General features: G+C 71.4%; 8 protein-coding genes. 5 read left to right on the forward strand and 3 right to left on the reverse strand.

Annotated elements, in window-relative coordinates; all coding sequences use genetic code 11:
• Window positions 1-116 precede the first annotated feature (116 nt).
• From ACIRRS_RS20700 to ACIRRS_RS20710, 3 genes are all read right to left on the reverse strand, one after another.
• Window positions 117-2,567, reverse strand: a complete 2,451-nt coding sequence (locus tag ACIRRS_RS20700; RefSeq protein WP_402972614.1) for a PKD domain-containing protein — start codon at window positions 2,565-2,567, stop codon at window positions 117-119.
• Window positions 2,568-2,785: 218 nt separating this feature from the next.
• Complete coding sequence (locus ACIRRS_RS20705) at window positions 2,786-5,242, reverse strand: PKD domain-containing protein (RefSeq protein ID WP_402972616.1); 2,457 nt, start codon at window positions 5,240-5,242, stop codon at window positions 2,786-2,788.
• Window positions 5,243-5,463: 221 nt separating this feature from the next.
• Complete coding sequence (locus ACIRRS_RS20710; RefSeq protein ID WP_402972618.1) at window positions 5,464-7,905, reverse strand: PKD domain-containing protein; 2,442 nt, start codon at window positions 7,903-7,905, stop codon at window positions 5,464-5,466.
• A gap of 203 nt (window positions 7,906-8,108) precedes the next feature.
• Here ACIRRS_RS20710 and ACIRRS_RS20715 point away from each other — a divergent pair, with 203 nt between their 5' ends.
• The 5 genes from ACIRRS_RS20715 to ACIRRS_RS20735 are packed head-to-tail and all read left to right on the forward strand — an operon-like array spanning window position 8,109 to window position 14,269.
• Window positions 8,109-9,434 carry a radical SAM protein gene (locus ACIRRS_RS20715; RefSeq protein WP_402972620.1) on the forward strand — a complete coding sequence of 442 codons (1,326 nt, stop codon included), beginning with the start codon at window positions 8,109-8,111 and terminating at the stop codon, window positions 9,432-9,434.
• A complete protein-coding gene (locus ACIRRS_RS20720) occupies window positions 9,431-10,435 on the forward strand; it encodes an aminotransferase class I/II-fold pyridoxal phosphate-dependent enzyme (RefSeq protein WP_402972622.1) in 1,005 nt (334 codons plus the stop codon). The genes ACIRRS_RS20715 and ACIRRS_RS20720 overlap by 4 nt, the downstream gene beginning before the upstream one ends.
• 7 nt (window positions 10,436-10,442) lie before the next feature.
• Window positions 10,443-11,135 (forward strand): SMI1/KNR4 family protein, encoded by a 693-nt coding sequence (locus ACIRRS_RS20725; protein ID WP_402972624.1) that lies wholly within the window; start codon window positions 10,443-10,445, stop codon window positions 11,133-11,135.
• A gap of 42 nt (window positions 11,136-11,177) precedes the next feature.
• Entirely contained in the window at window positions 11,178-11,915 is a 738-nt protein-coding gene (locus ACIRRS_RS20730; protein WP_402972626.1) for an ABC transporter ATP-binding protein, read from the forward strand.
• The gene (locus ACIRRS_RS20735; RefSeq protein WP_402972628.1) at window positions 11,909-14,269 is read left to right on the forward strand and encodes an FtsX-like permease family protein; all 2,361 of its coding nucleotides are present in this window, start codon (window positions 11,909-11,911) and stop codon (window positions 14,267-14,269) included. The genes ACIRRS_RS20730 and ACIRRS_RS20735 overlap by 7 nt, the downstream gene beginning before the upstream one ends.
• Window positions 14,270-14,302: the final 33 nt, after the last annotated feature.

Below are 14,302 nucleotides of genomic sequence, written 5' to 3' on the forward strand. Positions count from 1 at the left end.
TTCAAGAACGCCGAAGTCCGGCGGCTGGCAGGCGAGTACAAGGTTTCGTAGGGCGGTGGACACGGCGGAAGGCCGGGGCACGGTGGTCCGTGCTCCGGCCTTCCTTGGAACAGAGGTTAGTTGTAGAGGGTGAAGATGGAGTCGGGGCGTCCGGTGTAGCTGTTGTTGAGGGCGAAGACGTGGGTGCTGGGGCGGAAGATGCCGTAGGTGGTGCGGCCGGCGCCCTGCCAGTCGCCGACGACGGGGACGTCTCCGGTGGCGCCGTAGGTGGCGGTGGAGATGCTGCCGTCGTCGTGGCGGAGGATGAAGGTGTTGGCCTCACCGGGGTTGCGGCCGGGGCGGAAGAGGCCGAACTGGGCGTGGTGGACGCCGTCCCAGTCGCCGACGACGGGGAGGTCGCCGGTGTCGCCGAAGGTCATGGTCGTCACGCTGGCGTTGTCGTGGCGGACGGCGAGGGTGCGGGTGCTGGGGCGGTAGATGGCGAGCTGGTCGTGGCCGTTGTGGTCCCAGGCGCCGACGGCGGGGATGTCGCCGGGCTCGCCGAACGGGACGGCTACGGCGGCTCCGCTGCTCACTCGGAGGGCGAAGGTGCTCATGCTGGGACGGTAGATGCCCAGCTGGCACTGGCAGTCGTAGTCCCAGCCGCCGACGAAGGGGATGTCCCCGCGGTCGCCGAACGACCCGTAGACGGGGGCCGGGCCGGTCGTCTTGGTGTAGTTGACGTACCAGTTGCCGTTGTCGAAGATGCCGACCTGGGTGGTCGGGCCGCCGAGGCCGTTGGTGAAGGGCACCCCGACCCGGGGGCCGGTGACCTTGGTCGGGACGGATGCGGTGGCTGTGCGGCCGTGGTCGTCGAGGACGGTCTCGGTGATGGTGTACGTGCCGCCGACACCGTACTCGTGGGTCAGGCCGGTGGGCGGGTTCGGGCCCTCGGTGACGACGGGGGCGGAGCCGTCGCCGAAGTCGACCGTGTAGCGGGTGACCGGCCAGGGGCTGACGGTGTTGTCCTGGAAGGAGACCCGCGCTGTGGGCTCGTTGACGGTGCCCGCCCGGGGGTTCAGCGAGATGGCGGGGACCGGGGCGACCGTGAACGTGGCGGGAACGGCGCGGACCGGGCTGGTCTTGGTGGCCGCGATGGCCTTCGCCGTGTACGTGCCGGGGCCGGGGTAGTCGTGGTTGATCTCGGTGTACCCCTGGACCAGGGTCACCGCGGGGCTGCCGTCACCGAAGTCGAGCGTGGCGCCGTCCGGAGCCCAGCCGGGGGAGTACTGGACCTGGAGCTGGATGTTCAGCGGGTGGCCGGGAGGGGTGTAGAGCACGGACTTGAGCGAGATGGAGGTCTCGTCCCGGAGTTCGACCGCGCCGCGGTCGTAGTAGCCGACGCCGGTGCCGGTGTTGGCGATGCGGGGGTGATCGGCGCGGGGCTTGTCGTAGAAGTCGGTGTCCAGCGTGCCGGGCGCGGTGGCGTCGGCGGCGTCCGTCAGGCCTTCGACGGCCTGGGGCTTGTACTCGGAGTCGAACGCCGGGTTGACGGCGTTGTCGTGGGCGCCCTGTCCGGTGGCTCGGAAGTCGGCGGGCGTGGCGTACGGGGTCGCGCCCCACTGGTAGCCGGCACCGCCCGCCTCGGGCACGATGCTGTTGTAGTCGACCTTGGTCCCGGACACCGAGTCGGCCGAGACCGACAGGGCGGTGGCGGCCTTGAGGGCCGGGTCGGAGCAGCTACCCGCAGGGGCCTTGGTGATCACGTTGTTCACCACCGTGGACCCCGAGGAGTTCCCGGTGAGGAGCACGTCGTTGCCGCAGTTCTTGGCGAAGGAGTTGCTCGCCACGACGGTGCCCGGGGCGCCGGTGACCACGAGGCCGCCGGTCCGGCTGTACCCGATCTCGTTCGTGGTGACGACCGTTCCGGTGACCCCGGCCTCCACGGCGAGGCCGATCGTTCCGTCGCCCTGGAGCCTGTTGCGGCTCACCGTGGTGTCGGCGGTCTTCCCGGTGATGCGCAGGGCGGGCGTCGGGTTCGGGTAGGACCGGCGGCCCTCGAACACGGGGTTGCCGCCGAGGAGGATGTTGCGGTTCAGCGTGATGCGCTCGGAGTCCTGGACGAGGACGCTCTCCTGCGGCGCGTCGAACTGGAAGCCGGACACCGTGATGTCGTGCACCCCGGAGAGCACGAGCGCGTGCGCGGCCGGCGGTGTGTTCCCGTTCCAGGAACGGGTGCCGAGGTTCGTCGACGGATCGCGGTAGGGGATGTCGGCCTTGATGGTGATCGGCTTTCCGGGCTCGCCCGAGTGCTTGACCGTGACCGGTTCGCGATAGGTGCCACCCGGCGTGACCTGTACCGTCTGCCCCGGCTGCGCGACGTCCACGGCGGCCTGGACGGTGCAGAACGGCTGGTCCTGTGTCCCGCTGCCGGTGTCGCTGCAGTACGGGATGCCTTGGGCGTTGAGCGTGTTGTCGACGTAGATCACGCTCTGGTCCGCCGCGTGCGCGACCGACGGAAGAACGACCCCGGCTATCGCCGAGCCGGCTACCGCGGCGGCCAGGCCGACGCGATGACGAATGGTCACAGTTGCTCCCCCTTGGGTGAATGACCCCGGATGTGTCCAATTCGGGAAGCACGTGTGGCGGTTGTGTTCCCGGTTGCTCGGCGAAGAATATCGTCAACGATCGAGTGGCTGTCACTTGGATTAATCGGCGGGGGACAGTGACTGAGGGAGCGTCAACTTCCAAATGGCGGAAGGCCGGCACGCAAGACGCGTGCCGGCCTCCGGCGGTGGAACAGGGGTCAGTTGTAGAGGGTGAAGATCGGGTCGGCGGCGCCGGTGTTCGGGTTGTTCAGCGCGAAGACGTGGCTGCTGGGCCGGAAGATGCCGTACGTCGTACGCCCGGTGCGCTGCCAGTCGCCGACGACGGGGAGGTCTCCGGTGGCGCCGAACGAGGCGGTGGAGACGCTGCCGTCGTCGTGGCGGAGGATGAAGGTGTTGGAGTCGCCGGGGTTGCGGCCGGGGCGGAAGAGGCCGAACTGGGCGCGACGGCCGCCGTCCCAGCTACCGACGATGGGGATGTCGCCGGCGTCGCCGAACTGGAAGGTGGTCACGGCAGTGTTGTCGTGGCGGACGGCGAGGGTGCGGGTGCTGGGACGGTAGATGGCCAACTGGTCGTGGTTGTTGCGGTCCCAGGCACCGACGACCGGGATGTCACCGGGCTCACCGAAGGGGACCGCGACGACGGCTCCGCTGCGTAGCCGGAGGGCGAAGGTGCTCGTGCTGGGCCGGAAGATGCCCAGTTGGCACTGGCAGGTGTCCTCCCAGGCGCCGATCACGGGGATGTCTCCGGGGTCGCCGAAGGAATCGTGGCCGCTCGGTGTGCCGTTCCGCTTGTTGTAGTCGATGTGCCAGCGGCCGTTGTCGAAGAGGCCGACCTGGGTGGTCGGGCCGCCGAGGTAACCGGCGAACGGCACGCCGGCGTGGGGGCCCTTGACGTGCGCCGTGAAGGAGGCGGTGCCCGTACGGCCGTGGTTGTCGACGACGGTCTCGGTGACGGTGTAGTCGCCGCCGACGCCGTAGTCGTGGGTCAGGCCGATGGGCGGGTTCGCGCCCTCGGTGACGACGGGGGCGCTGCCGTCGCCGAAGTCGACGGTGTAGCGGACGACCGGCCAAGGGCTGGTGGTGTTGTCCCGGAAGGAGACCCGCGCTGTCGCCTGGTCCTCGGTGCCGGTCTGCGGGTAGAGCGAGATGGCGGGGACCGGGGAGATCGTCAGTGTGACGCTGAACGTGCGCACCAGGCCGGTCTTGGCGGTCGCGGTGGCCGTCGCCGTGTATGTTCCGGGCGCGGTGTAGTCGTGATCGATCTGGCCGCTTCCCTGGACGAGGTCCTCCTGGCCGCTGCCGTCGCCGAAGTCGAGCCTCGCCCCGTCCGGTGCCCAGCCGATGTGGTACTGGGTCTGGAACTGTGCGTGCAGGGGGTGGCCGGGAGTCGGGGAGACGGTCCCGTGGAGCCACACCGAGGTCTCGTCCTGGAGTTCGATCGCGCCGCGGTCGTAGTAGCCGATGCCGGTGCCGGTGTTGGCGATCTGGGGGTGGTCGGCGCGCGGGTTGTCGTAGAAGTCGGTGTCCAGCATGCCGGGCGCGGTCGCGTCGGCCGCGTCCGTCAGGCCCTCGGCTGCCTGGGGCTTGAAGTCGGCGGTGTAGTACGGGATCTTCGGGTCGGCGGCGTTGTCGTGGGCGCCTTGTCCGGTGGCCCGGAAGTCGGCGGGCGTGGCGTACGGGGTCGCGCCCCACTGGTAGCTGACGCCGTCGACCGCCGGAACGATGCTGTTGTAGTCGACCTTGGTCCCGGTGACGGAGTCGGCCGAGACCGACAGGTTGGTGGCGGACTTGAGCGCCGGGTCGCTGCAGCGCGGCGGGAAGATCTTGGTGATCACGTTGTTGACCACCGTGGCCCCGGAGGAGTTCCCGGCGAGGGAGACGTCGTTGCCGCAGTTCTTGGCGAAGGTGTTGCTCGCCACGAGGGTGCCCGGTGCCCCGGTGACGAGGAGGCCGCCGCTGTGGCTGTTCACGATCACGTTGGTGGTGATGACCGTCCCCGTGACCCCGGTGTCCACGGTGATGCCCGTCGTTCCGTTGCCGTTGACCCTGTTGCGGCTGACCGTGGTGGCGGCGCTCTTTCCTGTGATGCGCAGGGAAGGGGTCGGAGCAGGGTAGGACGGGTTGCCGTTGAAGTCGGGATTGCCGCCGAGGATGGTGTTGCGGTTCAGGACGATGCGCTCGGAGTCCTGGACGAGCACGCTCTCCTGCGGCGCCTCGAACTGGAAGCCGGACACCGTGATGTCGTGCACCCCGGAGAGCACGAGCGAGTGCGGGGCCGGCAGAGTGCCCGCCGTCCAGGAGTGGGTGCCGACGATCGTCTGCGGTGTGCCGTACGGAATGTCGGACTTGATGGTGATCGGCTTCCCGGGCAGGCCCGAACGCTTGACCGTCACCATCTCGGGATAGACGTTGCCCGGCGTGGCCTGAACCTGAACCGTCTGGCCCGGCTCCGCGAGGTCCACGGCGGCCTGGATGGTGCAGAAGGGCCGGTCCTGGGTTCCGGTGCCGGTGTCGGTGCAGAACTGTCGGTTCTGCGCGTTGTCGACGTAGAGCACGCTCTGGTCCGCCGCGTGTGCGACCGATGGAAGGACGAGTCCGGCTATCGCCGAGCCGGCTACCGCGGCGGCGAGGCCGACGCGATGACGAACGGTCACAGTTGCTCCCCCTTGGGCGAATGACCCCGGATGTGTCCAATTCGGGAAGCACGTGTGGTGGTTGTGTTCCCGGCTGCTCGGCGAAGAATATCGTCAACGATCGAGCGGCTGTCACTCGGATAAATCGGCCCGGGTCAGGTCGTTGAGTGGACGTCAACTCCGGTACGCCGAAAGGCCGGCGCACGTTTCCGTGTGCCGGCCTTCCGAGGGTGGAGCAGGGATCAGTAGTACAGGGTGAAGATCGGGTCGGCCGCGCCGGTGTTCGGGTTGTTCAGCGCGAAGACGTGGCTGCTGGGCCGGAAGATGCCGTACGTCGTACGCCCGGTGCGCTGCCAGTCGCCGACGACGGGGAGGTCTCCGGTGGCGCCGAACGAGGCGGTGGAGACGCTGCCGTCGTCGTGGCGCAGGATGAAGGTGTTCGACTCGCCGGGGTTGACGCCCGGGCGGAAGAGGCCGAACTGGGCGTGGTGGACGCCGTCCCAGTCCCCGACGATCGGGATGTCGCCCGCGTTGCCGAAGGACATGGCCGTCACGCCGCCGTTGTCGTGGCGCACGGCCAGGGTGCGGGTGCTGGGGCGGAAGATGGCCAGCTGGTCGTGGCCGTTGTGGTCCCAGGCGCCGGCCACCGGGATGTCGCCCGGCTCGCCGAAGGGGACGGCGATGACGGACCCGTTCTGCAGCTGGAGGGCGAAGGTGGAGATGCCGGGCCGGTAGATGCCCAGCTGGCACTGGCAGGTGTTCTCCCAGGCGCCGACGACGGGGATGTCCCCGGCGTCGCCGAAGGAGGCGTTGCCGCTCGGCTTGCCGGTCGTCTTGGCGTAGTCGATGTGCCAGTGGCCGTTGTCGAAGAGGCCGACCTGGGTGGTCGGGCCGCCGAGGTAACCGGCGAACGGCACGCCGCGCTGGGGGCCGTTGACCCAGGTCGAGGTGGTGGCGGTGGTGGTGCGCCCGTGGTTGTCGAGGACGGTCTCGGTGATGTTGTACGTGCCGCCGACGCCGTAGACGTGGGTCAGGCCGTTGGGCGCGGTCGGCCCGTCGGTGACGACGGGGGCGCTGCCGTCGCCGAAGTCGACGGTGTACCGGGTGACCGGCCACGGGCTGACGGTGTTGTCCTGGAAGGACACCCGCGCGGTGGCGACGTCGTCGGTGGAAGCCCGCGGGTTGACCGTGATGGCGGGGACCGGGGCGAGCGTCAGGGTGTTGACGTCGGTGCGGACCAGGCCGGACTTGCTGGTCGCGGTGGCCGTGAGCGTGTAGGTGCCGGGGCCCGGGTAGTCGTGGTCGATCAGGTTGGAGCCCTGGACCAGCGTCACCTTGTCGCTGCCGTCGCCGAAGTCGAGCGTGGCGCTGTCCGGGGCCCAGCCGGGGGTGTACTGCACCTGGACGCGGTAGCCCAGCGGGTGGCCGGCGGGGGTGGTCCCCCAGGCCTTGACGGAGACGGCGGTCTCGTCCTGGAGCTCGACGGCGCCGCGGTCGTAGTAGCCGACGCCGGTGCCGGTGTTGGCGATCTGCGGGTCGTCGGCGCGCGGGTTGTCGTAGAAGTCGGTGTCGAGCATGCCGGGCGCGGTCGCGTCGGCCGCGTCCGTGATGCCCTCGACGGCGCGCGGCTTGACGTCGTAGTCGAACTTGGGGTCGACGGCGTTGTCGTGGGCGCCCTGTCCGGTGGCCCGGAAGTCGGCGGGCGTGGCGTACGCGGTCGCGCCCCACTGGTAGGCGAGGCCGCCGTTCGCCGCCGGCACGATGCTGTTGTAGTCGACCCTGGTGCCCGTGACGGAGTCGGCGGAGACCGACAGGGCGGTGGCGGACTTGAGGGCCGGGTCCGAGCAGTGACCCGCCGGGACCTTGGTGACGATGTTGTTCACCACGGCGGCGCCCGAGGAGTTCCCGGTCAGGAGCACGTCGTTGCCGCAGTTCTCGGAGAAGCTGTTGCTCGCCACGACGGTGCCCGGGGCGTCGGTGACCGTGATGCCGCCGGCGGGGTTGGAGACGATGGCGTTGGTGGTGACGACCGTCCCGGTGACCCCGGCCTCCACGGCGACGCCGACCGTGCCGATGCCCCCGACCGTGTTGCGGCTCACCGTGGTGGCGTTGCTCTTCCCGGTGATGCGCAGGGCGGGCGTCGGGCCCGGGAAGGACGGGGTGCCGCCGGACGCGGGGCTGCCGCCGAGGAGGGTGTTGCGGTTCAGGACGATGCGCTCGGAGTCCTGGACGAGCACGCTCTCCTGGGAGGCGTCGAGCCGGAAGCCGGACACGGTGATGTCGTGCACCCCGGAGAACACGAGGGCGTGCGCCGCCGCCGGAACGCCCGTCCTCCCCGGCGCGACGCCGAGGGTGGTCGTGGGCGTGCGGTAGGGGATGTCGGCCTTGATGGTGATCGGCTTGCCGGGCAGGCCCGAGTGCTTGACCGTGACCGACTCGGCGTACTCGCCGCCGAACCGGACCTGGACGGTCTGCCCCGGCTGTGCGACGTCCACCGCGGCCTGGACGGTGCAGAACGGTCGGTCCTGCGCCCCGCTGCCGGCGTCGCTGCAGTTCTGCGGGCGCGTGTTGTCGACGTAGAGCACGCTCTGGTCGGCCGCGTGCGCGACCGACGGAAGGACGGTCCCGGCTATCGCCGAGCCGGCTACCGCGGCGGCCAGGCCGATGCGATGACGAATGGTCACGGATGCTCCCCCTTGGGCGAATGACCCCGGATGTGTCGGCTTCGGGAAACTCTCGTGACAGTTCGAGTTCCCGATTGCCCGGCGAAGAGTATCGCCGATGGTCAGAGGGCCGTCACGCGGGTATTCGGTGGGGGGAAATGAGCTGGTTCGTTCCTCGATTTAATCGGTGACGGGGGAGGGGCCCGCTCGTGGATGATGACCGGATGAACCGCACAGACCAGCGATTCCACGTCATCGTGCTGTCGAACTTCGCGAGGGGCTTCGACAAGTACGCCCTTTCCTACGGTAAAGCCGGTATTCCGGAGAGCACGTTTCCCGACCGCTTCCACCTGCTGACGCGGGCGGAGCTGGGGATCGGGGTCGGCAAGGCGCGGCGGCTGCTGGAGCGGCTGGCGATTCCGGGGGACCGGCTGCTGGTGCTGGAGACCGCGGTGGACCCGGGCGAGCTGGTGCCCAACGAGGCGACCGGGCTCGGGATGGAGCTGTGGGAGCCGTCCATTCGCCTGTCGGGCGTTTATGAACTCGGCGAGGGGGGTGAGGGTTTCGCGTTGCGTCCGACGACCGTCGAGGACGCGATGGCGGATTCCCTGCGCCTGCACGCGGTGGCGCACCGGCCGTACGGTGAGTTGCGGCCGCGGTCGGTTTCGGTGCTGCCCGTGGCGTCGGCGTGCCAGGCGCGGTGCTCGTTCTGCTTCTCCGCCGCCTCGATATCCAGTGACCAGGCGCCGGCGCGGGTTCCGTGGGAGCTGGTGGGCGACTGGTTGGAGCGGGGCCGGGCGGCGGGGGCCGAGCGGGCGGTGATCACCGGGGGCGGGGAGCCGACGCTCATACCGTTCGAGCAGCAGGTGCGGCTGGTGTCCGCGTGTGCGGCGGCGTTCCCGAAGGTCGTCCTGATCACCAACGGGCACACCCTGGCGAAGGGCGGGGATGCGGAGAGGGCCGAGCGGTTGGAGGCCCTGAACGGTGCCGGGCTGAGCGTGCTGGCGGTGTCGCGGCACCACCAGGACGACGGGGTGAGCGAGCGGCTGATGATGCTGCGGACGCCGGTCGGCGAGGTGGTCGACACCTGGCGCGCGGGGCGGGACCGGTGGCCGGGCCTTCGGCTGAGGCTGATCTGCGTGCTCCAGCGCGGCGGGGTGGAGGACGAGGCCGGGGTCGCCGCGTACCTCTCGTGGGCCGCGGCCCTGGGGGTCGAGGAGGTGTGCTTCAAGGAGCTGTACGTCTCCACGAGCACCGAGTCGCTCTACTTCGACCGCAACGCCAACGTCTGGAGCCGGGACCACCAGGTCTCGCTCTCCGTCGTCACCCGGTTCGCCGAGGGGCACGGCTTCGGGGCGGCGAGCCGCCTGCCCTGGGGCGCTCCGGTGTACGACGGCACGTGGGACGGCGCTCCGATGCGCATCGCCGCGTACACGGAGCCCAGCCTGTACTGGGAGCGGAGCAACGGGATCGCGCGCAGCTGGAACGTCCTGGCCGACGGCCGCTGCTACGCCTCCCTGGAGGACCGGGCGAGCGAGGTGGCGGCGTGAGGTTCGACGAGTTCCAGGCCTACCGGCAGCGGCAGTTGGAGGAGGGGGCGCCGGGGTCGCTGCTCGACGCCGCCGAGACCAACCTGTACCGGGCGCTCGCGGCGATCCGGCCCGAACCGCCCGTCGGAACGCACACGGTGTACCGGTGCGACCTCGCCCGGGCTTGGCTGCGGCGGTTCGAGCTGCCGGAGGAGTGGTCGCGGCGGGCGATGGTGTCGCGCGGGGTCCGGCACGGGCTCGGCGTGGTGTTCCGCCAACTGCACGACGAGCGGGCGCGGTTGTGGCTGCCGAGCGACGTGTACCCGGTGTACTTCGAGCTGGCCCACGCGGCGGGCCTGACGCCCGACGCGTACCCGACGCTGCCGGCGCCCGTCCTGCCGGACGCGCAGGCGGAGGACCGGCCCGAGTACCTGCTGATCGCCAACCCCACCAAGCCGCTGGGCCGTTGCCTCTCCGAGGCCGAGTGCGATGCGCTGATCGCATGGCTGGAGGGCGCACCGGGCCGCCGCCTGCTGATCGACGCCGTCTACGACCTGGGCGCCCCGTTCTCCGCCGGAACGCGGCGGCTCCTGGGCACCGGGCGGGCGATCCTGCTGCACTCGGTGACCAAGGGGTGGCTGTGGCCCCGCACGTTCGGCGTGGTCCTGCTGGGCGAGGGGGACGCCGAGTTGGCGGCGGCGTTCCGGGAGAACGCGCCGAGCCAGGAGCAACTGCGCATCGCAGAGAGCCTGTTGGGCGAGCATGCGGGCACTCCCGGGCGCGTGGCCGATGAACTCGCCGTACGGGCCCAGCGGTTGCTCGACCGCCTGCCGCCCGAGCTGCGAGCGGCGATCCTCGAGGAGAGCCTGACCAGCCCCGGCAACTACTTCTTCCCGGTCGACATCCCGGCCGAGACGCTCCAACGCGATTACGGCGTACTGGCGTTGCCCGCGAGTGTGTTCGGCGAGACCGCCTGGCAGGGCTCCGTCCTGACCAGCCTGTCCGACACCTTCGGGTCCTGAAGGAGAGGTGGAGGTTCGGATGGACTGGTCGGGTGCGCGGGAGCGCGTCTTGGCGGTGGGGCGGGCGTACGACGAGTTCGAGCCGGTGCTGAGCCAGGCGCAGATCGCCGAGGTGGAGGCCCGGATCGGTGTCGAACTGCCGGAGGACTACCGCTCGTTCCTCGCGCAGGTCGGAGCGGGAGGCCCCGGGCCGACGCAGGAACTCATGTCGTTGGAGTGCGTCGACGGAGAGTGGGGGTGGACCGGCTACCCCTGGAGGCCGGACGTCAGCGGGCCGTTCGTCGAAGGCGAGGACTGGGCCGCTGAACAGGTGGCGACCCTGCGTGCGGCCGGTCACCAGCCCGGCGCCCCCGACGAGGCGGAGGGCTACCTCGCCGACTACCGCGAGGTCTTCGGTGCCGACTCCGGCGACGAGGTCTGGCACCGCCAACGCACCCGCGGCGCCGTCCTCATCGGCGACAGCGGCTGCGCCATGACCACCTGGCTGGTCCTCGTCGGCCCGCACCGCGGCGAACTGCGCTTCCGTGACTGCGAGGTCGACCCGCCCTTCGACCCGTGCCTCGATCCGGACGGCAGCCCCCACACCTTCGGGACCTGGTACCTGGAGTGGCTCGCGATCCGGGAGCGCCACGCATCAGGGATTCCTCAGGGGTCGGATTCCGGGTGGCCCCTGAGGTGCGGGGGCTTCGCGGCCGGGTAGCTTCGGGCGGCGGTGATCAGTGTTCGAAGGGAAGGCGGGGACGTGGGTTCGGTCGAGGTCGTGCGGCTGGAGGGGGTGCGCAAGGAGTACCGGCGGGGGGATAGCCGGGTGGTGGCGCTGGACGGGGTGGAGGTCGGCTTCGGGGCGGGGTCGTTCACGGCGATCATGGGGCCGTCCGGGTCGGGGAAGTCGACGCTGCTGCAGTGCGCGGCCGGGCTGGACCGGGTGGACGAGGGGCGGGTGCTGCTGGACGGGGTGCCCGTGCACGAGTTGTCGGAGCGGGCGCTGACGGTGCTGCGGCGGGAGCAGATGGGGTTCGTCTTCCAGTCGTTCAACCTGATCCCCGCGTTGACGGCCCGGCAGAACGTCGAGCTGCCGCTGCGGCTGGCCGGCCGCCCGCTCGATGCGGCGGTGGTCGAACGGGGGCTGGCGGATGTCGGGTTGGCCGATCGGGGAGGGCATCGTCCGGCCGAGCTCAGCGGCGGGCAGCAGCAGCGGGTGGCCATCGCCAGGGCGCTGGTGACGAGGCCGAAGGTCCTGTTCGCCGACGAGCCGACCGGCGCCCTCGACTCCCGTACGGCCGGGGACGTGCTCGCCCTGCTGCGCGAGGTGGTCCACCGGCACGGCCAGACGGTGATCATGGTGACCCACGACCCGGTCGCCGCCTCGTTCGCGCAGCGCGTCCTGTTCCTCAAGGACGGCGCGGTGACGGGCGAGTTGGCGTCGCCGACCGCCGAGGGTGTTGCCCTGCGGATGGCGTCGCTGGAGGCGTCGTGCTGAGGCTCGCCCTGGCCACCCTGCGCCACCGGATGACGAGCTTCGTCGGCGCCTTCCTCGCCCTCGCGCTCGGCACCACGATGATCGGCCTGATGGCGCTGACCCTCGCGGCCACCTTCGGCACGCCGCACCCCGGGCCGCAGCGGTTCCAGAACGCCCGTACGGTCATCGCCCCGCTCGGCTTCGACGGACAGCCGATGAAGGCCCCGGCGGTGCTGCCGGAGGACCTCGTCGAGAAGGTGCCCGGCGCGATCCCCGACCGCAGCTTCCCCGTACACGGCGTGGCCCAGGCCACCGGCCACCCCTGGTCCTCGGCGGCCTTCGCCGGCTACCGACTGACGGCCGGGGCCGCACCCCAGGCCCCCGACGAGATCGTGATCGGGGGTGGCGCGAAGGAGAGGATCGGCAGCCGACAGGGTGAGTACCGCGTCGTCGGCGTCACCGACGCCCGCTGGTTCGAGGACGCCGTCTTCTTCACCGACGCGGAGGCCCGGCGCCTCTCCCCGGGCGTCAACGCCCTCGTGACCGATCGGGCCCCGAAGGACCTCACCACGGCCGTCGTGCTCACCGGAGGCGACCGCACCCGCCTCGACCCCGACCCCACCGGCGGCGCCCAGGCCCTCGCCAACGCCCAGGCGATGGCGGGCAGTACGACCGGACTCGCCGTCTGCGTCGCCGTGTTCGTTGTCGTCGCGACCTTCGCCTTCGCCACCGAGCAGCGCCGCCGCGAGCTTGCCCTGCTGCGCCTGGTCGGCGCCGCGCCCGGGCAGGTGCGGCGGATGGTGCTGGCCGAGGCGCTGCTGGTCGGTGTCGCGGCGGCGCTGGTCGGCTGTGCGCTCGCCCCGCTGGGGGCGGGCCCGCTGCGCGCGTGGATGGTCGACCACCACGTGGCGCCGGCCTGGTTCACCGTCCCCCTCAACCCCGTCCCCCTCCTGATCGCCTTCGTGATCGGGGTCGCCGCCGCGATGGCCGGCTCGGCGGCCACGCTCGTCCGCGTCTCGCTGATCCGCCCGATCGAGGTGCTGCGCGAGAGCGCGCTGGAGCGCCGCGCGATGACGCCGCTGCGGTGGCTGCTGGGCGGGGCGATGCTGGTCGGGGCGGTCGTGGCGGGGGTGGTGATCGCCCGTACGGAGCCTTATCTGGCCGCCAGCGCCCGCAAGTTCGAGGCCGTCCCGCTCCTGTACGTCGGTGCGGTGGCCCTGCTCGCGCCGGTGCTGCTGCGCCCGGTGACGGCCCTGCTGACGGCACCCCTGCGCCGTTCGGCGAAGGCCGGGCCGCTGCTGGTGCGGGAGAACCTGCTGACCTCCCGGCGGCGGACGGCGGCCACGGTGGCGCCGATCGTCGTGGCGGTCGGGCTGGTCGGCACGCTGCTGACGATGCAGGAGTCCGGGGACGCGTCCGTGCTCGCCCGGCAGCGCCAGGAGGTGCACGCGGAGGCCGTCGTGACCGGCGCCGACGCCCGTACGGCGGAGCGGCTGGCGGCCGTGCCGGGACTGCGGGTCACGCCGGTCGTCCCGATGAACATCCGCCTCGGTACGGCCGGGAACGAGCAGATCGACTCGCTGAGCGCCGTCGCCGTGCCCGCCCGGGCGCTCGGTACGACGGTGACCCCGCCGGTGCTCGCGGGCTCGCTGGCCTCGCCGCCGCCGAACTTCCTGGTCCTCGACGAGAAGGCGGCCACCTCGGACGGCCTCGCGGTCGGCGACGAGGTGCTGACCCTGCTGCCGACGGGCGCCCGGGTGCGGACGGTCGTCACGGCGATCGTCGCGCGCGGGCTCAAGGGCGACGACACGTACGTCTCCGCCGATCTGGCGGGCGGGCAGCCGAGCCTGGTCTACCTCGACTCGCTTGACTCGGTCAGGCGATCGGCGGTGGAGGAGGCCCTGGCGGGTACGGGCGCGCGCCTCGCCACGTACGAGGCCTACCTGGACGCCCAGCGGGTGAAGGCCGCCGAGCAGACGGACACCGCCGCCGTCGTGATGCTCGGGATCGCCTTGGCGTACGCCATGATCACGGTCGCCAACACCCTGGTCATGGCGGTGGCCGGGCGGCGCCGCGAGTTCGCCCTGCTGGGCCTGGCGGGCGCGGTGCGCGGCCAGATCGTCCGGATCGCGGCGGCGGAGGCGGCCGTGGCGCTGGTCGTCGGCACGGTGCTGGCGGCCGTGGCGACGGGGCTCGCCGCGGTGACCCAGCACGCCTCGCTCGGCCGGTTGGTGGCGCACGCGCCCACCGTCCTCCCGTGGGCGCGGCTCGGCGAGACGGTGGCGCTCTGTGCGCTCGTCACCCTGGCCACCGCCGCGGTGGCGACCGGCCGGGCGACGGGGCGGCGGCACCGGGACGAACACACGGCCGCGTAGCGAGAGCGCAGGAAGTCGGCCCCGCCGACTTCC

The organism is Kitasatospora sp. NPDC101183 (assembly GCF_044767945.1).
Lineage (GTDB): Bacteria > Actinomycetota > Actinomycetes > Streptomycetales > Streptomycetaceae > Kitasatospora.

Bases quoted from the DNA above. Each gene is read 5' to 3' on its own strand.
- ACIRRS_RS20715 (WP_402972620.1), top strand. From the start codon at position 8,109: ATGAACCGCACAGACCAGCGATTCCACGTCATCGTGCTGTCGAACTTC.